General features: G+C 46.0%; 19 protein-coding genes. 6 read left to right on the top strand and 13 right to left on the bottom strand.

Annotated elements, in window-relative coordinates; all coding sequences use genetic code 11:
* Positions 1-229: 229 nt before the first annotated feature.
* From IRJ16_RS04940 to IRJ16_RS04930, 3 genes are all read right to left on the bottom strand, one after another.
* Positions 230-916 carry an NUDIX hydrolase gene (locus IRJ16_RS04940; protein ID WP_194110423.1) on the bottom strand — a complete coding sequence of 229 codons (687 nt, stop codon included), beginning with the start codon at positions 914-916 and terminating at the stop codon, positions 230-232.
* Positions 917-974: 58 nt separating this feature from the next.
* A complete protein-coding gene (locus IRJ16_RS04935) occupies positions 975-2,819 on the bottom strand; it encodes an alkaline phosphatase (protein WP_194110422.1) in 1,845 nt (614 codons plus the stop codon).
* An 86-nt stretch (positions 2,820-2,905) separates the two neighbouring features.
* On the bottom strand, positions 2,906-5,170 hold the full coding sequence (locus tag IRJ16_RS04930) for a GH92 family glycosyl hydrolase (protein WP_194110421.1): 2,265 nt from the start codon (positions 5,168-5,170) through the stop codon (positions 2,906-2,908).
* Positions 5,171-5,468: 298 nt separating this feature from the next.
* Between IRJ16_RS04930 and IRJ16_RS04925 the strand changes: the two genes are divergently transcribed.
* On the top strand, positions 5,469-5,807 hold the full coding sequence (locus tag IRJ16_RS04925; RefSeq protein WP_194110420.1) for a hypothetical protein: 339 nt from the start codon (positions 5,469-5,471) through the stop codon (positions 5,805-5,807).
* A gap of 84 nt (positions 5,808-5,891) precedes the next feature.
* Here IRJ16_RS04925 and IRJ16_RS04920 read toward each other — a convergent pair whose 3' ends face one another.
* Positions 5,892-8,084, bottom strand: a complete 2,193-nt coding sequence (locus IRJ16_RS04920; protein WP_194110419.1) for a DNA/RNA helicase domain-containing protein — start codon at positions 8,082-8,084, stop codon at positions 5,892-5,894.
* Positions 8,081-8,410 carry a nucleotide pyrophosphohydrolase gene (locus tag IRJ16_RS04915; protein ID WP_194110418.1) on the bottom strand — a complete coding sequence of 110 codons (330 nt, stop codon included), beginning with the start codon at positions 8,408-8,410 and terminating at the stop codon, positions 8,081-8,083. The genes IRJ16_RS04920 and IRJ16_RS04915 overlap by 4 nt, the downstream gene beginning before the upstream one ends.
* A 638-nt stretch (positions 8,411-9,048) precedes the next feature.
* Between IRJ16_RS04915 and IRJ16_RS04910 the strand changes: the two genes are divergently transcribed.
* Positions 9,049-10,590, top strand: coding sequence for a YifB family Mg chelatase-like AAA ATPase (locus IRJ16_RS04910; RefSeq protein ID WP_194110417.1), 1,542 nt, complete (start codon positions 9,049-9,051; stop codon positions 10,588-10,590).
* Between the two features lie 74 nt (positions 10,591-10,664).
* Here IRJ16_RS04910 and IRJ16_RS04905 read toward each other — a convergent pair whose 3' ends face one another.
* The 4 genes from IRJ16_RS04905 to IRJ16_RS04890 all read right to left on the bottom strand — a co-directional run bounded on the left by IRJ16_RS04905 (position 10,665) and on the right by IRJ16_RS04890 (position 13,087).
* Positions 10,665-10,874 carry a hypothetical protein gene (locus IRJ16_RS04905; protein WP_194110416.1) on the bottom strand — a complete coding sequence of 70 codons (210 nt, stop codon included), beginning with the start codon at positions 10,872-10,874 and terminating at the stop codon, positions 10,665-10,667.
* A 125-nt stretch (positions 10,875-10,999) separates the two neighbouring features.
* Positions 11,000-11,218, bottom strand: a complete 219-nt coding sequence (locus tag IRJ16_RS04900) for a zinc ribbon domain-containing protein YjdM (RefSeq protein ID WP_194110415.1) — start codon at positions 11,216-11,218, stop codon at positions 11,000-11,002.
* Positions 11,219-11,231: 13 nt separating this feature from the next.
* The gene (locus IRJ16_RS04895; RefSeq protein WP_194110414.1) at positions 11,232-12,404 is read right to left on the bottom strand and encodes a DUF1624 domain-containing protein; all 1,173 of its coding nucleotides are present in this window, start codon (positions 12,402-12,404) and stop codon (positions 11,232-11,234) included.
* A 71-nt stretch (positions 12,405-12,475) separates the two neighbouring features.
* The gene (locus tag IRJ16_RS04890) at positions 12,476-13,087 is read right to left on the bottom strand and encodes a SprT-like domain-containing protein (RefSeq protein ID WP_228079866.1); all 612 of its coding nucleotides are present in this window, start codon (positions 13,085-13,087) and stop codon (positions 12,476-12,478) included.
* Between the two features lie 297 nt (positions 13,088-13,384).
* Here IRJ16_RS04890 and rplS point away from each other — a divergent pair, with 297 nt between their 5' ends.
* Positions 13,385-13,732: a 50S ribosomal protein L19 gene (rplS, locus tag IRJ16_RS04885; RefSeq protein ID WP_194110413.1), complete on the top strand. Its 348-nt coding sequence runs from the start codon at positions 13,385-13,387 to the stop codon at positions 13,730-13,732.
* Between the two features lie 107 nt (positions 13,733-13,839).
* Here rplS and IRJ16_RS04880 read toward each other — a convergent pair whose 3' ends face one another.
* The 3 genes from IRJ16_RS04880 to mfd all read right to left on the bottom strand — a co-directional run bounded on the left by IRJ16_RS04880 (position 13,840) and on the right by mfd (position 19,773).
* A complete protein-coding gene (locus IRJ16_RS04880) occupies positions 13,840-15,390 on the bottom strand; it encodes a TlpA family protein disulfide reductase (RefSeq protein WP_194110412.1) in 1,551 nt (516 codons plus the stop codon).
* Between the two features lie 227 nt (positions 15,391-15,617).
* A complete protein-coding gene (locus IRJ16_RS04875) occupies positions 15,618-16,361 on the bottom strand; it encodes a DUF3800 domain-containing protein (protein ID WP_194110411.1) in 744 nt (247 codons plus the stop codon).
* A 61-nt stretch (positions 16,362-16,422) separates the two neighbouring features.
* A complete protein-coding gene (gene mfd, locus IRJ16_RS04870; RefSeq protein WP_194110410.1) occupies positions 16,423-19,773 on the bottom strand; it encodes a transcription-repair coupling factor in 3,351 nt (1,116 codons plus the stop codon).
* A 137-nt stretch (positions 19,774-19,910) separates the two neighbouring features.
* Here mfd and IRJ16_RS04865 point away from each other — a divergent pair, with 137 nt between their 5' ends.
* The gene (locus tag IRJ16_RS04865) at positions 19,911-20,702 is read left to right on the top strand and encodes a hypothetical protein (RefSeq protein ID WP_194110409.1); all 792 of its coding nucleotides are present in this window, start codon (positions 19,911-19,913) and stop codon (positions 20,700-20,702) included.
* A gap of 72 nt (positions 20,703-20,774) precedes the next feature.
* Here IRJ16_RS04865 and IRJ16_RS04860 read toward each other — a convergent pair whose 3' ends face one another.
* Complete coding sequence (locus IRJ16_RS04860; RefSeq protein ID WP_194110408.1) at positions 20,775-21,203, bottom strand: SPW repeat domain-containing protein; 429 nt, start codon at positions 21,201-21,203, stop codon at positions 20,775-20,777.
* Positions 21,204-21,464: 261 nt separating this feature from the next.
* Between IRJ16_RS04860 and hemH the strand changes: the two genes are divergently transcribed.
* Together hemH and IRJ16_RS04850 are read left to right on the top strand one after the other, a co-directional pair.
* Positions 21,465-22,484: a ferrochelatase gene (hemH, locus tag IRJ16_RS04855; protein WP_194110407.1), complete on the top strand. Its 1,020-nt coding sequence runs from the start codon at positions 21,465-21,467 to the stop codon at positions 22,482-22,484.
* 266 nt (positions 22,485-22,750) lie between these two features.
* Complete coding sequence (locus IRJ16_RS04850) at positions 22,751-24,058, top strand: UDP-N-acetylmuramoyl-tripeptide--D-alanyl-D-alanine ligase (protein WP_194110406.1); 1,308 nt, start codon at positions 22,751-22,753, stop codon at positions 24,056-24,058.
* Positions 24,059-24,065: the final 7 nt, after the last annotated feature.

Genomic DNA, 24,065 nt, shown 5'->3' with positions numbered 1-24,065 from the left:
TTATTTGTTGTTGATGAGGGCTTTTGCCTTTTGTATATCGGCAATCATATCGCTACGCAATGTTACCTTTTTAACCTGATCTACCGGAATTTAATATTTGTGTAGATGATACGCTTTTATAAAATGTGTTTTACAACGCAAATATTATCATGAATATTTTTATGTTTTGGTGTCGTCTACTATCCTTTAGGGGATCGTTATATGACAGTGTTTTGAGATGATATGAAAATTAGATCTCGAAAGCTATTCCTTGCTTCTTTAATTCGAAATACTTAGCCTGATCAAAGCAGAACAAGTTGCCCGGGCGACCGGCGCTTTCCAATTGCTGCTTTTCGTTGGTCTCGATGATGAAGCCGAATTTCATGATCTTCTTTTTAAAATTGCGGCGATCGATAGGGCGTTCTAATACGGTTGCGTATAGCTTTTCGAGTTCGGAGAAAGGAAATTTTTCGTCCAGCAGCTCAAAGCCTATCGGTTCGTAACGGATCTTACCTTTTAAGCGCTGTAAAGCTTTAACGATGATGTCCTGATGGTCGAAAGCTAATTTAGGGCAGTTGCGCATATTGAACCAAGCCGCTTCGGCAGCATCGGTCTGGGCCTCGAGGGTAAGGCCGTCAGGCTTGACCAGACCGTAGTAGGTGACGGAGACCACTCGGTTACGCGGATCCCGGCCTGGTTTTCCGAAGCTGTAAAGTTGTTCCAGGTAGTTGATGTTGACGCTGGTCTCCTCTTCCAGTTCGCGCTGCACGGCATCCTCCAGCGATTCGTCATCCAGCACCAGGCCGCCGGGCAAAGCCCAGCTATCTTTGAACGGTTCTATTTTGCGTTTGATCAACAATACCGACAGGCCCTCTTTAGAAGTGTAACCAAACACTACAGCATCAACAGAGACCTTGATATTTTGGATAGCAGCCATACCCAAACCTACAATTAATGTAAGTTAAACGCAAAATTTGCAGAAAAATCTACTGTCGTTATTTTCCGGTTATCAGAGCCAATATTTTTTTAAAGATTTCGGTGTTTTGATAAGTTCCCGTAAAGTCCTGCGAGTGCGGGCCGTAAGCAAAAACCGGTACGTTGATACTGGTGTGATCGTTGGTGCTGAACGATGTCAGTACGCTGCCCTTTTCTGTTGAAGCATCTAACAGGGTCAATCCGCCGGTCTCATGATCGGCAGTGATGATCACCAAAGTCTCGCCATCCTGATCGGCAAATTTTAAGGCCTCGGCAACGGTCTTGTCAAAATCGTGCAGTTCGGTTATTACAAATGGCAGATCGTTAGCGTGGCCGCCGTGATCTATCTGCGCGCCCTCAGCCATCACAAAGAAACCCTTTTTGTTTTTAGATAGTACTTCGATACCGTGTTTTAGCGAGCGGCCAAGCATATCGCCACGGCCATCCAACATGCGGCGGGTATCAGCATCCGGCAGCAAGATCAGTTGTTTGCCCGTCTTCACGCTTTCTGCATCGGCCAAAGAAGTAAACGAGCGGAATTGTTTATCTGCCAGCTTTTGCACCAGCGCTTTATCCTTATTGTTTTGGAAGTATTTCGCGCCGGAGCCGATCAGTAGATCGATCTTGCTGTTTAACAGATCCCGGGCGATCATTTGCATCGAATCGCGCTCGGTAACGTGGGCGTAAAAGCAAGCAGGGGTAGCGTCTGTAATATTGCCTGCACTGATGATACCGCTTTTAATGCCATCCTTAGCCAAAATATCGGGCAGGTTAGTTAAAGGCCTACCCTGCGGATCCATCCCGATATAGCGGTTATTGGTTTTTTGACCCGTTGCCATAGCTGTAGCCCCGGCAGCCGAATCGGTATTGTCTGAATTGGCGGCGCGTGTTTGCGAAAAGCCGATATTGCGGCATTGATAAATATTCAACTGCCCATGGTTAGCGGTCAGCCCGGCCTGGATCTGCGCCAAACCCATCCCATCACCTATCAATAAAATAACGTTCTTGACTTTTTTATTAGCGCCATCGCTTTTATATGTTGGCGTGTAAAGCGCGTAAGGTGTAGGGTTAACGTATTCAAGTTTGGCACGGTTCTTTAAAAAGTTTGTAAGGTCTTGCGGATGGTCGGTGTTGATCCAGTCCACCCCGATCTTTTCCAGCTCGATCCAGGTATTGGGGCTATCCTGCGTGGCCCAAAAGCGGAACGGTTTACCTTTTTTATGTGCCGCCATGACAATGTCCTTTAACTTAACCAGGTCGGTAGGTGTTGGTGTTCCCTTGCCATTCCACTTGGTGTAATTAGGTAGGGCATCGCTGATCATGGCCACACGCTTTAACTGATCGGCAGTATAGGTAGTGTATGGCCTACCATCGTAATAAATATACGCCGGAAAATTGTTGAAGTTGGCCGGCACAGGCATATCGCCGCTCAAAACCAGCTTAATGCCCCCCCGAGCGGTACCATCAAAAACGCCCGGATACGGAGCCAACTCTTTGATCAGCTCGGCGATCACGCCTATGTGGTTCTCCTTAATATCTACGATCAGCTGTAAGCTGTATTTTGGATCTGCATAGGCGCGGTTGCCATTCTTTTTAAAAAGCTCGGCCAGCGGTTTCAGATAACAGCGGTCTAAAGTTTTGTCGACCTCGATCTCTTTTTTATCGTGCGCTACATATAGCTTGCCATCCTGTAAAAAAACATCAGCCTCGATAGAACCCATACCCGCGTAATAGCTTTGCAGCAGGGGAATGTTTTGGTGGTAATCGTTATGGCTATGCCCTTGGTTAATACGAAGGGATTGTGCGTTCGCACTGATGGCGACGAAGATGGTCGCCAAGGCAGTAAGGATGGTCCGTTTGAACATGAAAACATCAGCGCAAAGTATTGGGCTTTGCGCTGACGTAAAAATACATCATTCAGATCAAGAGAATGTTAAATCTGCACGTAGGACTAATTAGCTTTCGATAACGAGAACGGCTTATCCTCATCCGCGATACCGCGTGATGTGTTTGGCGTATTGCTCATCTCGAACACCATTTCGCCACCGTTGATCAGATCGGCGTGGGTGATAAAGTTATGGTTCAACGGCTTGCCATTCAGCGTGGCCGACTTGATGTAGACATTCTTTTTGCTGTTGTTATTAGCCACAATGGTGAACTTTTTACCGTTCTCTAAAGTGATGGTGGTTTTATTAAATATAGGGCTGCCCAGCACGTACTGATCCGTACCCGGGCAAACGCTGTACAGACCCATGGCACTGATCACATACCATGATGACATGGCGCCTTGGTCCTCATCACCCGGGAAACCTTTTGGAGTGGCGTTGTATAGTTTTTCCATCACCTCGCGGGCTTTAGCCTGGCTTTTCCACGGTTGGCGGGCATAGTTATACAGGTAAGCCACGTGCATACAAGGCTGGTTGCCATGCGCGTATTGGCCCATGTTGGCGATCACCATCTCCTTCATCTCGTGTATCTCTTGCTTGTAGCTGCCTACTTTAAAGCTGCTTGGCATGCTGAAGAAGGTATCCAGCTTTTCGGCAAATTTCTTTTCGCCGCCCATTAGGTTAGCCAAACCGGCCACATCCTGAAACACCGACCACGAGTACTGCCACGAGTTGCCCTCGGTGAACGGACCACCCCACTCGATCGGGTCAAAATCGGGGCGCCAAGTGCCATCCGGCAGGCGGCCGCGCATAAAGCCTACTTGGGGGTCGAACATATTGCGGTAGTTATACATTTGGCGGGCGTAGATATTCATGTAAAAGTCGTTACCCGTCATTTTGGCCAGGTTGTAGGCGCAAAAATCGTCGTAAGCATACTCCAGGGTTTTGGCGGCACTCTCGTAAACCTCGCCAACGGGCACAAAGCCTAAGGCAAAATATTCTTTCCAACCTTCGCGGCCGTTAGAACCGCCCCACCAGCCTTTGTTGGTGGTTTCGTGATAGTAGGCTTCTAAAGCTTGTTTCGGGTCGAAGTTGCGGACGCCCTTTGCCCAGGCGTCAGTTAATAAAGAGATAGCATGGTTACCCAACATCACGCCCGACATACCCGGGTTAGACCAGGTAGGGAAAAAGCCGGCTTGCTTTTGCGCATCTAACAGACTTTGCATGTAGCGACCCTGCTGCTCGGGGTGGATGATATTATCCAGCGGGAATTGCGTGCGGAAGGTATCCCAAAAGCCATTGTCGGTGTACATATAGCCCTCGTGGATCTTCTCGTCATACGGACTATAATAATATGGCTTGCCCTCTTTGTTGATATCGTAAAACTTGCGCGAGAACAGGTTAGAGCGGAAGAAGCAGGAATAGAACGTAGCCTTTTCTTCTTCGGTGCCGCCTTCTACCGCAATGCGGCCTAACAGTTTATTCCACACGGCATCGGCAGCTTTTTTGGTATCGTCCAGCTTGGTGTATTTGCCCAGCTCGGTATCCAGGTTAAGTTGCGCTTGCTCGGGCGAGATATACGACGATGCCATTTTGGCCTGCACTACCGACCCTTTCTTAAATTGCAGATACGCACCAACGCCCGTGCCTTTGCTGGTCTTGCTGTCTTTAGTGATCGCCTGATCTTTACCCGCATACGTGCCGTATCTAACAAACGGTTTATCGAACTGGATCACAAAATGCCCCTTGAAAGTGCCGGGGATAAAAGTACCGTTCTTAACATAGCCGACTATCTTACGCTGCTCGGGGATGATCTGCAGATCGCACTCTTTTAAAAAACCATCGAACACCAAATAAGCATCGCCCGCTCCGCTGAACGTGAAACGCATGTGCGAACCACGCTCCACCGGCGATATCTCGGTAGTAATGCCGTTATCGAACTTCACTTTATAGTACGATGGTTTGGCTATCTCGTTCTCGTGCTTAAAGGCCGACGCGCGTTTATCCTCGTTCACGCGCAACTCACCCTCGATCGGCATCAGCGAGAAAACGTTGTAATCGCCCATCCACGGGCTGCACTGATGCACCTGCTGAAAACCACGGATAGTTTTGGCCGTGTACTGATATTTCCAGCCGTCGCCGTTCTTGCCGGTCTGCGGCGAATAAAAGTGCTCGCCGAACGGCAGACCAACGGTAGGGTAAGTACTGCCGTAAGACAGGCCGAAGTTAGAATCCGTTCCCTGCAGGGTGTTCACATATTTCACCAAGTCTTGCGCCTGCGTTCGGGACACCGCGCAAAGGGTCAGTAAGGCTATAAAAATTTTCTTCATGCTGTAGGTTTAATGTATCGGTGCCGCTAACTTATAAAATAAATTTAGCTTGCTGAAATGATTTAGCAAAATTTGTTTTGGGAGAATGTATGTAGTACTGTGTTGAATGCTCGAAAGGAATGAACTATCTTCAAATAAAAGTTTGCAAACACAAATGGGCCGGGCTATAATATTCCTTACATTCATAATACTAAGCACTAATGCTTTTTGCCAAACAGAGGACGTTAAAGTTTACGACGCTATTCTTAAGGATCTTGATCAGAAAATAAATGTAGTTAGCAAGTTATCTAAAGCCTCGATGAACAAATTTGATTTTCAGCACCCTCACGGGATGGAATTGAGAGTTCGCGATTCTCTGGACTTGGAATGGATGGAGTTCTTAACTTCCATAGATACGGCCAATATCGTTGTCGGCGAACTTGATCCCGTTTTTGTGAAAAAGCATTCCGGTCAAAAAGGGGGAAATGTCAGAAGTCTAATTTTTTCGCCGGTGATCTTTTCTCGCTCTGGGGATAAAGCTGTATGCGGGACTCTTAAATTTAGTTCTAAGGGTGGCTTATCAGAGCATATCGTCCTTTTAGAACGAAACGGAAAAAAGTGGATGATCAGGAAACGATATTTCATCTCAGTGAGTTGAGTAGGTTATTTAGTCAGGTGAACGCTATCTCTTTGCTCAATGCTATTTATTCATGCCAAAATGGGAACATTGTTTAGAGAAAAACTATAGCACACATTCAAAAATGCCTCTAACCTTAAAGTCCGTTAGTTCTTCATCCGATAATACAATATCACGGTATTTGCTGTCGTGAGATCTGGGTTTTAAGATTATCGATTGATGCTCCCATTGATCATCTTCCACCTTTTTAGTACTGAAATATTCTTTAACGGTAAACCCTGATCCAAATTCTTTATCTCGAATGCTGCTCGACTCAACTAACACTATCTTGCCATTGCGAGAACCGCCATTATCTTTTCTGAATAGGCAAACAGACCCATTTGGAATGATTTTATTCATTGACTCGCCAACAACGATACATGCAAAAAGATCATTAGACGGTTTATACCGTGCAGGTATTTCGATCCAATCCAGATCTTCCTCGTCGATCATTTGTAGTTCACTAAAACCACCCGCTGCTGCTTTAAGATCATAAACAGGTATAGCGTTCACAAATGGGATGACGCTCTGATAATCAATATAAGTAACTGCCTTTACTGTAGCGTATTTCTCGATATGCTCGGCAAAATATTCTCTTAAATTTTTATCACACACATAAACATATGTCCCTTTAATGCCCCGTAGCATGATGGTCTTGTAGATATTTATAATGAAATCTTTTAAATTGGAAGGGTCGTTTTTCGACGGGGTACCTCTTTTGTCGAAATAATTTTCCCTTAAAACCTCTATCTCTCCGGTTGCCTTATTGTACGTGATCTCATTCCCTAATATCACACCTGTGTAGTTAAGATCATAACCTTGAGTAGTATGTATACATCCAACTTCATTTAACGCATTCGGAGAATTTATATAGTCTTCAGAAACGCTATTCCACTGCAGACTTACATTGCCAATATGTATATCTTTTACTGTCTTGTCGTTTTTCGATTTCCATTCCCAAGAATAACCGGCCACCATTCGCGATAACCCATTTTCAGCGTCCCTAAGTTTGATCTCTTTTAACATATCTTCGATAGAATCAAACAGGACAAATTCATAATCTTTAGAGTTATAAATTTTGTCGGATCTCTTTAGCTGGCTCTTTAGTAACTTGTCGATATAATCCACATAACCATTACCACCTTTTACCCTGAACTGTGATTTTAGGTACTCGACTTTAGTTGAAGGCAGCAGCCTTAACTTGTCAAATTCGTTTTTCCTAACGTCGGAGGGCGATACGGACTGACGTTCATCGTAAAACAGTATCGCTTTGTCGGACTGTTTTATGACCCAATCTAATTCCGTAGAATCATATTTGTCTAAACTTAATCTTTGATTAACTATATCGAAGGCCCCAAAATACGCACCCAGGTTAGTCCTTCTTCTTAAACGATGCGACTCGTCCACCAAAACGATATCAAAATTATTCTTTGCCAGATCGGCGGGCCCTATAACCATGCTTGACTTAAGCCCTTTTATGTTTTTAAAGACTTTCTGCAAAGTTTTTCTAAATGAAGCCATTGGGACTACCAAAGCCATCCGAGGAGCGGGGTATCTTTTCTTTAACTCAAGGACAGTTTGAATAAATTCCGTTTCATCATCCCCAAACTCTTTAAAATTGAAATCTTCGTTGTTAGTATTTAGCAGTTTAAAAAGAAATACCGCTAAGATCGTTTTTCCGGTACCGGCGCCGCCGTTCACAACGATATTTTTGATGCTCGTACTTAACAGACCTTTAAGGATGATCAACAGACCTTCTCTTTGCTCTACGGTCAGACTTTTATACGGCGAATACTTAAATAGGTCTGAATTATCAATGTGTTCGATGGAATGTTTAGTAATTCCTTCGGCCCTAAGTTTATTCCAGATGGATTTAAAGATATCCCAGTAAACCTCTTTCTTTTGATAATAATTGTGATTCGCTAAACCAACATTGCCGTTTAATAATTGATATTGCCCATCCCCGGATATGTACTTAATTAGATTTGATTCGATATCGAGTGTTGCGGACTTATTAAATTTATCACTGCTGATCAAATGGACAGTAGATAGAAGCTTTTTCGTTGGACTATTTAGGTGAGTACTCATACGAGCGTAAGTATCAGTTGTTTCACCAACGTAAGCTTCTTTTACTTTACCATCACTCAGTATGTATACGATCGGCCAAAGGTCTTTGGCATAATGAACGTTTTGGAAATCGTTAAATAAGCCAGGTCCAAAATCATACTTTCTAACTTGAAACGAATTATCATTTGTCATAACTCGTTATATTTTTTAGCGTTTCCTTTGGCTTTATTCACAGGGTACTTTTCACCGTTCTTTTTTACTTTATCTACAACTATTTGTCTGATATCTATGTCGTACTTTTCAGCCAGTAATAGTGCATAGCCAATCACATCGGCCAGCTCGTCTTTAACCTTTTCTATATTTGCTTCTTCAGCTTTTTTCCAAAGAAATAACTCGTTCAACTCAGACGCCTCGATAGATAAAGCAAGAGCTAAATCTTTAGCGTTATGAAATTGCGCCCAATCGCGTTCATCTCGGAAGTCAATTAATATTTTTTGAAGATCGCGGAGTTCACTCATACACTTATAAATCTATGTAAAAGTAAACAACTTATTAAATTACGAGACCTTCTGGAGGTTATTTACAGATTCAAACATCCTATCATAGATGACTGGTTAAATCACATAAAGAAAATTTTCCAGTTTACCACCCACTCCCCGGAACCGGGCAACAGGCACGTGCCATCGAAGGCCTCGAGGCACGTACAAATATAACAAAAGAATTTGGCATCCGCAAATTTATCTCTAATTATTTTAGCAAATAAAAGTAAACATGCGGCAGGTCATCCTGAGCCTGTCGAAGGGTGACGTGGGGGGCTCACCGCTATGCACAGTCGCGACCTGGCAGGGTGGCAAGCCCCTTCGCACCATGGTTCGACACGCTCACCATGACAGCCCGGTCAGAGGTCGTTCGGTCGTCCAAAAACCCCACCCGCAACCCATCGGTTGCGCGTTTTGTAAAAAATTTACAAAACGCAAAAAATGCATACTTTTTTGATCAAAACCGTGCATTTAGCGCATTAATTCCGCACAGTAAATTTGGGAGTTTAAGGGGGCCGGTCGGGGGTGGTGCCGGTGGTGTAATTCGCAACCAATTTGCTATTTGTTTGTGCAATTGCAAAAATGGGTCTATCTTTCGTTGATCAATCTTTATTACATTGTTAGTTAAAACTTTCGGGAGCGCCGTTTACGGGATAGAGGCTATAACCATCACCATCGAGGTAAATATTACGGGCGGCAATCCAAATTACTTTATAGTGGGCCTGCCTGATAGTGCCGTTCGCGAATCAATGTCGCGCGTAGAGGCCGCCCTGCAAACCAACGACTTACGCATGCCCCGCCAGCGCATACTGGTGAACATGGCCCCTGCCGATATCAAAAAAGAAGGTTCGGCGTATGACCTTACTATTGCCACCGCCATCTTAGCCGCATCCGGACAGATCGAAGCTGATGAGCTGGATAAATACCTGATCATGGGCGAGCTTTCTTTAGACGGCAGCCTGCAACCCATCAAAGGTGCTTTATCCATTGCTATCCAAGCTCGTAAAGAGGGTTTTAAAGGATTCATCCTACCCATACAGAACGCCCGCGAAGCTGCAATTGTGAATGACCTTGCTGTTTACGGCGTCGAGAACATCACCCAGGTTGCCGAGTTTTTCAACGGCGATAAAAAATTGCAGCCCACCATCGTCAACACCCGCGAGGAGTTTTATGATAGCCTAAGCAATTACGACAGCGACTTTAGCGATGTCCGCGGTCAGGAGAACATCAAACGCGCTTTAGAAATAGCCGCGGCCGGTGGTCATAACGTGATACTGATCGGTCCGCCGGGAGCGGGTAAGACCATGCTGGCCAAGCGCTTACCGTCGATATTGCCACCCTTGAGTCTGCATGAATCGTTGGAGACCACCAAGATACATTCGGTAGCAGGCAAGCTGGCCGCCGCTGATGCGCTGGTGACCACCAGGCCATTCCGTAGCCCACACCATACGGTGTCGGACGTAGCCCTCGTCGGTGGCGGGAGCAACCCTCAGCCGGGCGAGATATCGCTGGCTCACAACGGAGTACTGTTCCTGGATGAGTTGCCCGAGTTTAAACGGACTGCCTTAGAGGTAATGCGCCAACCTTTAGAGGAACGCCGGGTAACCATATCCCGCGCCAAGTTCACGGTAGATTATCCAAGCAGTTTTATGTTGATCGCCAGTATGAACCCCTGCCCTTGCGGATATTATAATCACCCCGAGAAGGAATGCATCTGCCCACCGGGGACCGTCCAAAAATATCTGAGTAAAATTTCTGGTCCATTGCTGGATCGCATAGACCTGCACGTAGAAGTTACCCCGGTAAACTTTAACGAGCTTGCATCAGACCGCCTGTCCGAAAAAAGCGACCAGATCCGCGAACGTGTGATTAAGGCCCGCGAGGTCCAGACAGAGCGTTTCAGTAGCAAACCCGAGCTTCACGCTAATGCGCAGATGAGTCCCCAAATGGTACGCGAGGTCTGCAAGATCAACACCGCCGGGCAAACCCTGCTTAAAAAAGCCATGGAGAAACTCGGCCTCAGCGCCCGCGCTTACGACCGTATCCTGAAAGTATCCCGCACCATAGCCGACCTGGCCGGGTCTGAAGAGATCCTGTTAGAACACCTGGCCGAGGCGATACATTTTAGGAGTTTAGATAGAGAGGGTTGGGCGGGGTAAAAGCCCACAAAAAAAGCCTGTCGATCATCTCGACAGGCTCCTGATATCTTTTTTAACTCTTTTAATGCTAACAATTAATTCCTTGCACGTACCCGGGCAGGGATCAGTTGTTTTTTGCCGTGGTCATTGTCGTTGTTCAGGAAAAGTACACCGGCTACTAAGAAGGCAATGCCGGTAGCGATGGTCATGATGCTCTCTTTAAAAAAGCCGTGCAAGATCTCGAAAACGCCGATTATCAAACAAACGATACCGGCTACGAATGGGGTTAAGGATCTGCTGGTCATAAGACGAACTATTTAATTTGATGTAAGTTATGGATATTAACGAGATTAACAAGCTTAAGTTGTGTAACTTTTACAATATATCCATAGCTATGACGGTTAACTGACGCTAAAGGTTTACGCCCGTTTTACTTTTTGCGCAAAAACTCGGTGCGGAGTACAATGCTCATGCCGTCTATTTTGCAGTCTACCTCGGCGGGATCATCCGTCAGGCGGATCTTTTTTACGGTGGTGCCTTGCTTAATGGTAGTGCCGCCGCCCTTCACCTTCAGGCTTTTGATCACCGATACCGAGTCGCCATCTTTTAAGATATTGCCGTTGCAGTCTTTTACTATCAATTCGTCCATGGGGGCAAAGGTATTACAAATAACTTAGCCACCATTCCTTACGGCGTTGTTTCACCTTCATAAACCAGCGGCAAGGCCAATAAAGGATAAACACAACTGTGAACCATATCAGGTAAACCGCCCAAAGGTCAAAACCAAAAGGATTTGGTTTGCCCGGCCCTCCTTGCTCTAATTGCTGTTTAGTAACACCGCTTAACAAAGCACCAATAATTTGCGAACCATGGATCAGATAGATATGCAGGATGTAATAGAACATGGGCACACGGCCAAATACCGTAAAAATGCGGCTTACTTTATTGTCGGTACGCTCTAATAAACCTAATGCAGTAATGGATACCCCCAGCGTTATAAGAAGGTAAGCCAACGATGGGGGATATTTTTGCACCCGTAGCACCGCTAAGATATTCTTCCACCAAACGGATTGGTGCTGCCATGGGAACGGATCGCCGTAAATATTCAGCCCGCGTAAGATCAGGAAAAGTAATATTGATGCCAGGCCGATCTTGATGAAGAGCGCCTGCCGTTTATCCGGCCCAAATTTAAACAGCGTGCCAAATGCATAGCCTGCAGCCATTACCCCAACCCATGGTATCAGCGGATAAAGGAAAAATATGCCCCTGTCGCTGCTGATCTGGTAAAAGTTCTGTTCGTGTAAGAACATCCACAAAAACTTGCCCTCGCCAAAGCTTGCCGACTTGATCCCATCGAATGCGTTATGACCAAAGATCAGTATCAAACCAATTATTCCCACATAGATCGGCTCCAAAAATATCAGTACCGACATGATGACCATACTCCAACCGATGGCCCAGATCACTTGTGCAAATATGGTGTGGAAGCCCGTGTCTACCTGCCAGCCAAAGCTAATGATGGTCATCTCTAAAAACAGTAACCACAGGCCGCGGCTCAGCATAAATAGCGATGCCTCTTTCTTGGTTTTCTTTTTGGATAACGACAGGAATGCGCTGGTGCCTGAGAGAAAAATGAACGTCGGCGCGCAAAAGTGCGTGATGAAGCGCGTCATGAAAAAGATGACCGATGTTTTGCTAAGATCGAGCGGATCGAAAGTGGCGTTGGAGTAAAAATCGCGCACGTGATCCAGCGCCATGATCACCATAATGATGCCCCGAAGGATATCGATAGAGTGGATGCGCGAGGTTTGAACGGGTAAGGCCGGAGTTTCCATAATCGCCTATGAAGGTAGGCGATCGCGTGGTTATTTACAATTGCGGGGATAGGCAGATATCACCAGACCGTTTATTGCTCCACTACTTCAACCTCGGCCACGGGGCTGAACAGATATACCCGCCGCGTAGCCACCTCGGTACATTTATACCGCTTGCGCAATTTCTCATCCTTACGAAATACCCTACCGTCCTTCATTTTAAATAGAGATTGCATGGGCAGTTTCTCTACCGTGATGATATTCTCTTTTGGCGCGTCGTACTTGCGCAGAGACCGGTACAAATTAAGGTCCGAACAACTGGATGCTGCCGGGTTATTCAGATATTTAGTGATGGCCAACTTGATATCCGCCGGGAAAACATCCTTCTCAAAAAAAGGCTGCATCATCTTCTTAAAATTTTCTTTCCATTCGGTGCCGTGGGGTTTTACCTTATGCTGATGCTGGTTCCAGGTGTACAGGTGGGCAAACTCGTGCACGGTGGTCACCAAAAAAGCATAAGCGTTAAGATCATAATTGACAGAGATACGGTGCCCCTTGCCGTCGAATGGGGCACGATAGTCGCCAAACTTGGTGCCGCGGGTGCGCGATATTTTAAAATCGCATTTAAAATGGTCTATCCACCGGCCGATCAGCGGGGCAGCTTCGGGCGGCATATAGCGTGCTAATACTTGTATTTTATCCAATGTTAAAAATTCAGCCTTTGTAGGCTAAGCCCCTCCCAGGGCCGACAGGCAAATATAGGTGTTATTGATGTATTGTTAAGTGGTTATAAGGTTGCAACAAAACAGCCGGATTCTTCAATTATTTGATGCAATGGCGCTTTACTTAAATCCCACATGTTCAGCGGATCAAGTATAAAAATGTGGACAATAGAACCAATTGTGGAAAATTTTAAAAATGGTTTTTTATTTCCAAAAATAATGTCTAATATTGCAATCCGATTTTTACGGGCTAAAAATCGCTATTAAGAGCTAAAAATCATGGATTTAGTAAAATTTGTTGAAGAACAATCAGTAACAATAAAGAGTGTACCAACCTTTAAGGCAGGTGATACAGTAAGCGTACACTACAAGATCAGAGAAGGTAACAAGGAGCGTATCCAGATCTACCAAGGTGTGTGCATCCAACGCAACAGCGCTGGTGTTAGCGAAACGTTTACCGTACGTAAAGTATCTAACGGTATCGGTGTAGAGCGTATCTTCCCGATCAACTCGCCAAACATCGATAAGATCGACGTGAACAGTGTTGGTAAAGTACGTCGTAGTAAATTGTACTATCTACGTGCATTGACCGGTAAAGCTGCCCGTATCAAAGCTAAACGCGTTTAATTTTAGCCCCCAAGGGCTCTAAATAGTAAAGGCGCTATCTTGAAAAAGATAGCGCCTTTTTGCGTTAGGATCAGTGTGGACCGCTCTTGTTTTCTATGCGACCGCTATCACCTTGCCGCCAATAATTTTTCAATATCCTCCATCAGCCCGGATTCACTGGGGCGTTGGGCGTTCTCATTAAATACCCGGCCGCCCTTGTCTACCAATAAGTAGCGCGGGATTCCGCTGATCTGGAATTTCTCGCAAAGGGCTTTGTAATCATTATTGGTCAACAGGAGGTTCTCTCCGCCATCGATCCCCAGTTCTTTGACCATGGTTTTCCATTTCTTCTCTTCAGATTCGACACAGACGTATAGGAATACGATATCCTTACCCTTAAGCTTACCGGCCAGCTCTTTAGAACCCGGCATTTCACCAATACATGGGCCGCACCAGGTAGCCCAAAGATCTATGTAGACGGCCTTGCCTTTGTATTTGGTAATGATGTTGTTAAAGATACTATCAGCATCCGTTTTAAGGATGGTGGCCGACTGTGCGACGGTAGCTGCGTTATAGTTATTCAGCTTGTCAACCTCGTCCTGATACATTCTGGCCAGCCGCGCCTTAAAGGTCGGCTGTACTGTATTCTCTTTATATTTATCGATAATGGCCTTCACCTGGTCAAATCGTCTGTTCTGCACCCAGTCATGCAGGGTGTGGCTTAAGATCACATCTTTAGACAGGCCGGCTTGCTGTTTAAAAAGCAATGCCATGCGGTCGTCGCCATTTCCCCACTTTTCGCCCAGATATTTTTTATAAAAATAGCGCTGATACTCGTGTAAAAAAGAACCGTAGTTAGACGAGATGGAACCGCTCAATTCATTAATATTAGCCGAGTCGATAGCGCTGTAATAGCTGGCCGGGATCTTAAAGTCTTTACTGCTTTGGCCTGTCTTGCTCGGGTGCATCCAAACGTAACGCAACAGCTGGTCAAAGTAGTCATACTTAAGATCGGCCTTTGCCCAGCCAATAAATATGGGATCGAGTTTGTGCTTTTTGATATAATCGTTCAGGAAGACGGTCTCCCTTGCATAACGGTCGGCAAGGAACTTTTTATGCTCTTCGGGGCCGTTCTTTTCTTCAGATTTGCTGGCTTGCATGAACCGTGCAAAATTATTGCCTTTGTAACCCAAACCCGGATCGTTCACCATAGCCTTTTGAAAGTCATATCTGTCTTTGTTCATAGTTGCACCTGCACCACTGAACGACAATGACTTTTCCATCCCTGCCGCGTCGAAATCGATCTGTAGATGGTCGCCGGGGTTGACCAGGATATTCTCCAGATCCTCATGATATTGGAACATCACATCCTGCGGCCCGGTCTTAAGGAACGCCAAACGATAAGTACCATCATTTTTGATCTTGGCCCGGTAGGTGAGTTGCTGTCCGAAAGCCAGGTCATTAATGATCACCTGTACCGAATTGGCCGAATCTTTATACTTGGCAAAGTTGGCTACCTTGCCGGTGATGTAGACCGTATCGGTCTTTAGTACTTTCGCATTCTCCGGCGCTTTTTGTTTTAACTTCGGGACAGCGCCTTTATCGGACTTGACCGGCATTTTTTGCGCGTAAGCGGTGACCCCGGCAGCGAGGAATATGAGGCTAAGAAAGGTCTTCATTTTTTGATGACGGTCTGTTTAAGGTTTGTTGATAGGTAAACGTAGTGATAAATAGGTTATTTTGCAAGGACGGGCAATGTTCTGTGGGGCATCGGTTGCATGCTTTTTGGAAAATTGCTATATAATTTGTAACTTCGTTATAAGTCGACTCGGTTAGACCGTTTGTTCTTATCGGGCCGCGAAAATCAAGAAATTACTTGAACCTCGGTTTTTGAACCGGGGTTTTCTTATGCCCGTACAATTCCAAGAGGGTCTGTACTGCTTGCCTTTTTTAATAAGATCGGTTCGATCTTGTCAAACTGAAATTCTAATCCATATTTCTTTTGACTGCCCTTAGGGTATTCCCTCCTGTAAAGACAATATGCAATAACATCTACAGTTTGCAAAAAATAGGAATGATGTGATGCTCGTGAAAATGTATCTTCAAGGATACTATCAATAGGAACGTTATATGACCCTGTAAAACGCGAAGGAACGAAATTATAAACCCTCATTTTCCGTTGAAGATTCATGAGTTTTAAACTATCGGTGTCATCAGCTACAACAATTCCCTTATCGTTTGCGGTCTTTTTTAAAAAAGTGTCAAAACGTTGAAGCAATCTTCCCCATGCTAATTCAAATATGTCTTGACCGAGGTGTTCGTCTTTTTTGATACATATATTAATGCATTGCGCTGTATCAAATATTGCGGGAATCTCCGTGCAATAGTCTTTTATTATGTTGATCCGGTCATACTTTTTTATCAATTTGTACTCTTCTATTTTCTTTATCCTTATAAGTTCGGATGTGTGTATTTCTGTTCGTTGATTAAGACCATATGTGCTTTTAAGATGTTTTCTGAAGGCCTTTAATCGTTGCAAATACTTATCCCAATCCGTTTGAGAAACGATCAGTCCGGTCAGAATAAAATGAGGAGACGAATGTTGGCTGATTCCCGGATCACCACTCTCGTCGACATACATGAGATGCATTGCAATAAGGATTTTAAGGCAAGATATTAAAATCCTTAGAAATTATTTGAGAAAATAGGCGCTACTCCCCCGGGTTCACCAACTCATCCAATATCGCCACCGCATCGTCAATACTATTCACCTGATCCACGCTTAAACGCAAAGAGTTTTTGATCTCTTTTAGGTTAGCCCGGCGGTGATTGAATTGCAGATAGGTCAATACATTCTTGAAAGCGTCGGTCTCAAAGTAGGGTGACTGCTGGTTGGCGATGAAGTAGCCGCGCAGGATGTTCTTTTTGAGGGATATCTTTTCGAAGCCTACGGCCCTGCCCAGCCATTGCATACGCATGGTGTTCAGCAGGTCGTTCACCTGACGGGGAACGGGGCCGAAGCGATCGTGTAGTTGTTGCTTAAAGGCTTGCAGTTGGGCCTCGTTCTCTAACTTGGATAGTTCTGTATAGAGGTTATAGCGCTCGCCAATGTTGGTCACGTATTCATCGGGGATCAGGATCTCCAGGTCGGTATCTATTTGGGTGAAGCTTACGAACGGGCGTGGCTTATCATCAGGGAATACACCTTTAAATTCGTCCTCTTTCAGTTCCTGGATGGCTTCGTCCAGTATCTTGTGGTACATCTCAAAGCCTATCTCGGCAATAAAGCCGCTTTGCTCGGCACCCAATAGGTTACCGCTGCCGCGGATGTCCAGATCGCGCATAGCCACGTTAAAGCCGCTCCCCAGATCGCTGAACTCTTCTATCGCGCTCAAACGCTTGCGTGCTTCGCTGGTGAGGGTAGACAGCGGCGGACTCAGCAAATAACAGAACGCCTTTTTATTGCTACGGCCTACACGCCCGCGCATCTGGTGCAGATCACTCAGACCAAACATGTGGGCGTAATTGATAATGATGGTATTGGCGTTAGGGATATCCAAACCTGCCTCGATAATGGTAGTAGCCACCAGCACATCATACTCGTGGCTCACAAACTTCAGCATCACATCTTCCAGGGCGTCGCCCTCTAACTGACCGTGGGCTATACCGATGCGGGCTTTAGGCACCAACTTATGGATCATAGCGCCCAGTTGCGGCAGGTCGGCCACGCGGTTATGGATAAAGAATACCTGCCCGTTACGGTCAAGTTCAAACTCTACGGCTTCTTTGATCAGCTTGTCGTTAAAAACGTGCAACTCCGTCACCACCGGTTGGCGGTTAGGCGGCGGGGTAGATATAATGGAAAGATCGCGCGCTCCCATCAGCGAGAAGTGCAGCGTACGCGGAATCGGGGTCGCCGTCAGCGTGAGTGTATCCACATTGGCGCGCATCTGTTTCAGTTTCTCCTTAGTAGAAACGCCGAACTTTTGCTCCTCATCAATGATCATCAGGCCAAGGTCCTTAAACTTCACGTCCTTGCTTACCAAACGGTGTGTGCCTATGATGATATCTACCTTGCCCGACTTTAGTTTCTCCATCGTTTCTTTGATCTGCTTGGCCGTTTTAAAACGGTTAACATAATCTATATTGACTGGGAAGCCCTTCAGGCGGTCTGTAAAGGTCTTATGATGTTGAGCGGCCAGGATGGTGGTCGGTACCAATACAGCCACTTGTTTGCTATCGGCAACGGCTTTAAATGCGGCACGGATGGCCACTTCGGTCTTGCCGAAACCAACGTCACCGCATATTAGGCGATCCATCGGGTGGGGCGACTCCATGTCTTTCTTGAAATCGGCTGTGGCTTTTTCCTGATCGGGAGTGTCTTCGTAAATAAAACTGGCCTCTAACTCGGTTTGCAAGTAACTATCGGGCGAAAAAGCATTACCGCTTTGGGCCTTACGCACAGCATAAAGCTTGATCAGATCACGGGCAATGTCCTTAACTTTTTTTTTTGTGGTTTTCTTTAGCCGCTCCCAGGTATCGGTACCCAACTTATTCATCTTAGGTACGGTGCCCTCTTTGCCGCTATATTTAGATATGCGGTTAAGCGAATTGATGTTTACATACAGCAGGTCATTATCAGCATAAACCAAGCGGATCATCTCCTGCATTTTGCCGCTTACCTCTACCTTTTCTAAACCGGCGTATTTACCAATGCCGTGATCAATGTGGGTTACGTAATCGCCGGGTTTTAGGTCGCGCAGTTCTTTTAACGTGATCGCTTGCGATTTTTGGTAACCTTTCTTGAGTTTGTATTTATAGTAACGATCAAATATCTGATGGTCTGTATAACAGGCTATCTTTTGCTCGCGGTCCACAAAGCCTTCACGAACGGAGATAGTCAGTGGTGTGAATTTTACATCCTTATCCAGGTCATCCAAAATGGCATACAGACGTTCTATCTGCCGGGCAGAATCCGTTAGGATATAATTGGTGATCCCATCCGCTACGTTATTCTTAAAATTATGGATCAGCAGCGTAAAATCTTTATTGAATGATGGCTGCGGACGGATGTCGAATTGGATCGTAGTCGGCGCGTTATATAAGAATTGCTTCCCGAACTCCACGATACCAAAATCAGCTAACTGATCACCGATCAGTTTCTCATCCGTAAAGTTGAATTTAGGGTCTATCCAATCGGGGTTGTTGTTCTTTTCGTCGGCAGATAAAGCGCGCCATAAGTTGGTCGCTTTTTTATAGCCATCCTTAATGATATCAAACGTGAACTGCACATCTTTTATCCAGATGTTGGTGCTTGGGTCGATAAACTCCAAGAGCGAGATATTGCTCTCTGTTAAAAACTTCGATTGCACGTTAGGCACAATGGTGATGCTCTTAACCTGTTGTACAGACAATTGGCTCTCTATCTCGAAGGTGCGAATGGATTCTATCTCGTCGCCAAAGAACTCTACCCGATAAGGCAGATCATGAGAGAAAGAAAAGATATCTACGATACCCCCGCGAACAGAGAACTGCCCCGGCTCGTAAACAAACTCAGTACGGTCAAAATCATAATCCACCAAAAACTCGTTGATGAAATCGATACTGAGTTTATTGCTTACGGATATCTCCAGCGTGTTCTTTTCCAACGCGGTGCGGTCGATCACCTTCTCGGCCATGGCTTCAGGGTAAGTCACGATCAGCTGACCGTAATCTGTAGCGTGAGTTAACTCGTTCAGCACCTCGGCACGGGCAAGTACATTGCTGCTGTCGGGTTGGGTAAACTCGAAAGGTTTGCGGTAAGATGAAGGGAAGAGCATCACCTCTTTACCGGTGAGGCTTTCCAGGTCGGCTTGGAAAAAGCCAGCCTCTTCACGGTCGGGCAGCACGAACAGCATGGGCTTATGCTGTAAAAAATACAATGCCACGGCCACGGTCGCATCGCTGGATCCAACTAAACCTCGTAAAGCCACGCGGGTGTTCTTGCTTGCATTTAGCGCGGTGGCCAATTGCTTAACCCGATCGTCGGCTTTGTAATGCTCTAAAATATCGCGGATATTCAAACTGATGCAAATATAAATGTTTTGGGCGAAAGGGCACCGATGTTTGTGTCACGGCGCTTTCATTAACAAAGCGCGAACAACAAAAATTGTTGCGAATTAATGTTACCTTGAACCGCGTCTCCCTTACACAAATAAAAATGAAGATCATCACCACCCAAACCTTACTGATCGGCACTGTGCTTTTACCGCTTTTATCAGTTGCCCAAAGACTTCCAAAGATCCAGGAGACCGGCTTGCGCGCCCCGGCCAACATCAAGATAGACGGCAGAGCTACCGAATGGGGCGACAAATTCCAGGCGTACAATAATAGCACACAGGTATTTTACACTCTGGCTAACGATAAAGATAACCTATACCTTGTAGTACAGGCGACCGACCAAATGGTCGGTCGCAAGATAATTGCCGGGGGGATTACCTTTAAGATATTAACCGCCGATAAGGGTACAATTTTGGTGACCTACCCATTGTTCAGCAGCAAAAATTGGCCGGTTATTGGTTTAAGGGACAAAGCCGACCTATTGAAAGAGCCGGCTAAGAACGCCGCCCGTATAGATTCATTTAAATTAGCGGCCAACCAACAATTTAGCCTGCGGTCTAAAGAGATAAAAATAACAGGCGGAAAAGGCTTGAGCGATTCGTTGCTATCTGTTTATAACGATGAGGGCATCAAGGTAGCGGCCGAATTTGATCAGAAACTTAATTACACGTATGAATTAGCTATACCACTAAAGTACCTGGATCTGCACGGCAATGCTTTTACCTACACGCTGCAACTTAATGGGTCGAGCTTTGCCGAGGGGAACACGATCGAAGATATAGAAGGCGGTACCCGCGTAAATGGTATCAGCGGCAAGCTGGTCCCCATGGCCGATATGCAGTTTATGCGTTACCCTACCAATTGCTCAGGGAAATATACGCTGGTTAAGTAGGCCAAATAAAAAAGCAGGAATGGCTAACCATTCCTGCTTTTCAATATCGTGCAAAAAGTTTCTTGCCTAAAATTAGTGTGTCAAACGGGTCTCTAAAGAGTCTTTTGATTGCAAAGAACCCGCCGTGAACATTTCACTTGGAGGGCAGGTCATTGGTGATGTTTTGGTGAACAAAGCAAAGAACAGCGTGGTTGCACCAATGATCACATGTGGGATGAACACGCGGCCTTCAAAATCGTAAAGGAATGGCGACATCATGATCACAAAACCAACAATGCTTAACAAAGCGCAGTGCATCTGGATAGGGAACACACCTACCATGCCGGCTTTAGACTTGCTGAAAATGGCCATTATTAAGCAGAACCAACCAAAGATCAGCGGGAAAAATAATGCCGCGCCACCCGGATGAACAAAGCCAAATAACCATGGCGATGTCATAGACACAAGGGCCAACAGGTAAGTTGTATAACCGAAGAATGTGGTCGAGATAAATGGTTTCATATATCAGTATTGTTAATGTAAATGTCTTTTTGTGCAAAAATATAATTTTGTTTGGATCTGCGGGAGTTTTTGTGTGATCTTATCGTTAGGTTTTTGTAGATGGTTAAGGCCTGCCTTGATATTCATTGAAGTTCCTCGGGAGGGAATGAGTTAGATCGGGCGCCTTGAAATGACAAGATAATGACCGCCACCCACCCAATGCCATGATGACGGTCACTTTACGCAAACAAAATAATCTTACCTTTGTCCGATTATTCTGGAATGAGCAAAAAAGGAGTTTTATTAGTCAATTTAGGTACGCCTGACAGCCCGTCGACACCTGACGTGCGCAAGTACCTGAACGAGTTTTTGATGGATGGACGCGTGATAGACATCAATGTAATATCGCGCGCTTTGTTGGTAAGGGGTATCATCGTCCCTTTCCGTGCGCCAAAGTCGGCCCAGTTGTATCGCGAGATCTGGTCCGATCAGGATGGTTCGCCGCTGCTTTACTACAGCATCAAACAACAGCAATTACTTCAAGAAAAACTTGGCGACGAATACATGGTAGAGTTAGCCATGCGCTACCAAAGCCCGTCTATCGAGTCGGCCTTGCAGCGATTAAAGGACGCTTTGGTAACCGAGATCCGCGTGATCCCGCTGTTCCCGCAATATGCATCGGCCAGTACCGGTTCTGTGATGGAAAAGGTGATGACGCTGGTTGGCCAATGGCAAACCATCCCGCATATATCGTTCGTAAACTCGTTCCACAATGATGACCTGATGATCGACACCTTTGTGGCCAACGCCGCAAAACACGGTCACGAGAATTACGACCATGTACTGTTCAGTTTCCACGGTCTGCCGCAACGCCAGCTGATCAAATGCGATCATACGGGCGCCTACTGCCTTAAAAAAGACGATTGCTGCAGCACACTTAACGACACCAATAAATTTTGCTACTCGGCACAATCACATGATACGGCCAAACTCATTGCCGCAAAAATGGGCCTGAGCAAAGACCAATACACCGTTTGTTTCCAATCGCGCCTGGGTAGCGACCCATGGGTTCAGCCATACACCAGCGTGGTGATAGAAGAATTGGCCAAACAAGGCAAAAAACGACTGCTGGTATTTTGCCCGGCATTTGTGGCCGATTGTTTAGAGACCGTTTACGAAGTATCGGTAGAGTATAACGACGAGTTTAAAGAAAAAGGCGGCGAACACGTGCAGTTGGTAGAGAGCTTGAACGATCATCCCTTATTTATCGAGTCATTGGAGCGGATGGTGAAGGAGCGGTAGTTTGTATGCCTCTTTCCGCCGAAGGCGAAGAGAGGGTGCCCCAGCGCAGCGATGGGCGGGTGAGTAAACTCGGCGGCTGTGTATCACTGCTCTGCTTATCTGTGACTCACCCCCGCGGCACTTCGTGCGCGACACTTTCTGCGCTAAAGCGCAAAGAGGGAGCAAAGTATTTGCAAGAGGCTTATTACGCATCTTTTACCATTAAACTTGCGCACTCAAAAAAACTTTCGGACTTTCGGTCTTGCCGACATTTACGGCCCAACGCCATGACCACTACCGAACAGATATACCAGCATTACCAACAAAACCCTGTCATCAGCACCGATACCCGCAAGATCACGCCGGGCTGTATCTTCTTTGCCCTGAAGGGGGATAAGTTCGATGCCAATACATTTGCCCCGCAAGCTGTGGAGCAGGGTGCGGCCTTCGCGATAATCGACAATGCCCAATATCGCGTTAGCGAACAATTTATTTTGGTTGATGATGTGTTAGAGACCTTGCAAGATGTTGCCCGCCTGCACCGCAAACATCTCGATATCCCGGTGATCGGCCTGACCGGCACCAACGGTAAGACCACTACTAAAGAACTCATTAACGCTGTGCTATCGCAACGTTTTAATACGTTGGCAACGCAAGGTAATCTCAATAATCATATCGGTGTCCCGCTGACTATTTTGGGCATTAACAATACGCACGAAATGGCTGTAATAGAAATGGGAGCCAACCACCAACGCGAGATCGAATTGCTGTGCAGCATTGCCCAACCCAGTCACGGACTGATCACCAACGTTGGCCGCGCCCATCTGGAAGGTTTCGGCGGGGTCGAGGGGGTGAAGATCGGCAAAGGTGAGATGTACGATCATCTGCAAAACCACAACGGCGTAGCTTTCATCAACAGCAACGATGCTACGCTGATGGAAATGCAGGCCAAGCGCGACATTAAGAACATCATTTACTTTGGCGATCGCGAGGACGCGCTGATCAGCGGCAAGCTGATCGCTAACGCGCCGTTCCTCTCGCTAAGCTGGACCAATAATGCCGAAAAGCAAAGTCATGAGGTAAGTTCTCAACTAACAGGCGAATACAATCTGGACAATATCCTGATCGCCATCAGCATCGGCACTTATTTTAATCTAACGCCTGATGAGGTAAATGCCGGCATTGCCAACTATCAGCCTAAAAACAACCGTTCGCAATTGATGACCACCGCCACCAACACCCTGGTGTGCGATTATTACAACGCCAACCCAAGCAGTATGGCCGTAGCGATAGACAACATCAGCAAGTTAGCGGCCGATAAAAAAGTATTGATCCTGGGCGACATGTTCGAACTGGGCGACGATTCGGCCGCCGAACATGCGGGCGTGATCCAAAAAGCGATGGATGCCAACGTTACGCAACGCATCTTCATCGGCGAAGCTTTCTATCAACAAAGCGAATTGATCAATGCCGACTTTTACCGCACCGCTCAAGACGCTATCGACGCCCTAAAAGCCAAACCCATCCGTAACGCCACAGTCCTCATTAAAGGCTCACGCGGTATGGCGTTAGAACGATTGGTGGAGTTGATGTAGGGGAATT

It is taken from the genome of Mucilaginibacter myungsuensis, assembly GCF_015222005.1.
Classification (GTDB): domain Bacteria; phylum Bacteroidota; class Bacteroidia; order Sphingobacteriales; family Sphingobacteriaceae; genus Mucilaginibacter; species Mucilaginibacter myungsuensis.
Note: the sequence above shows the minus strand (reverse complement) of the source record. Positions and strands in the feature narration are given on the sequence as shown.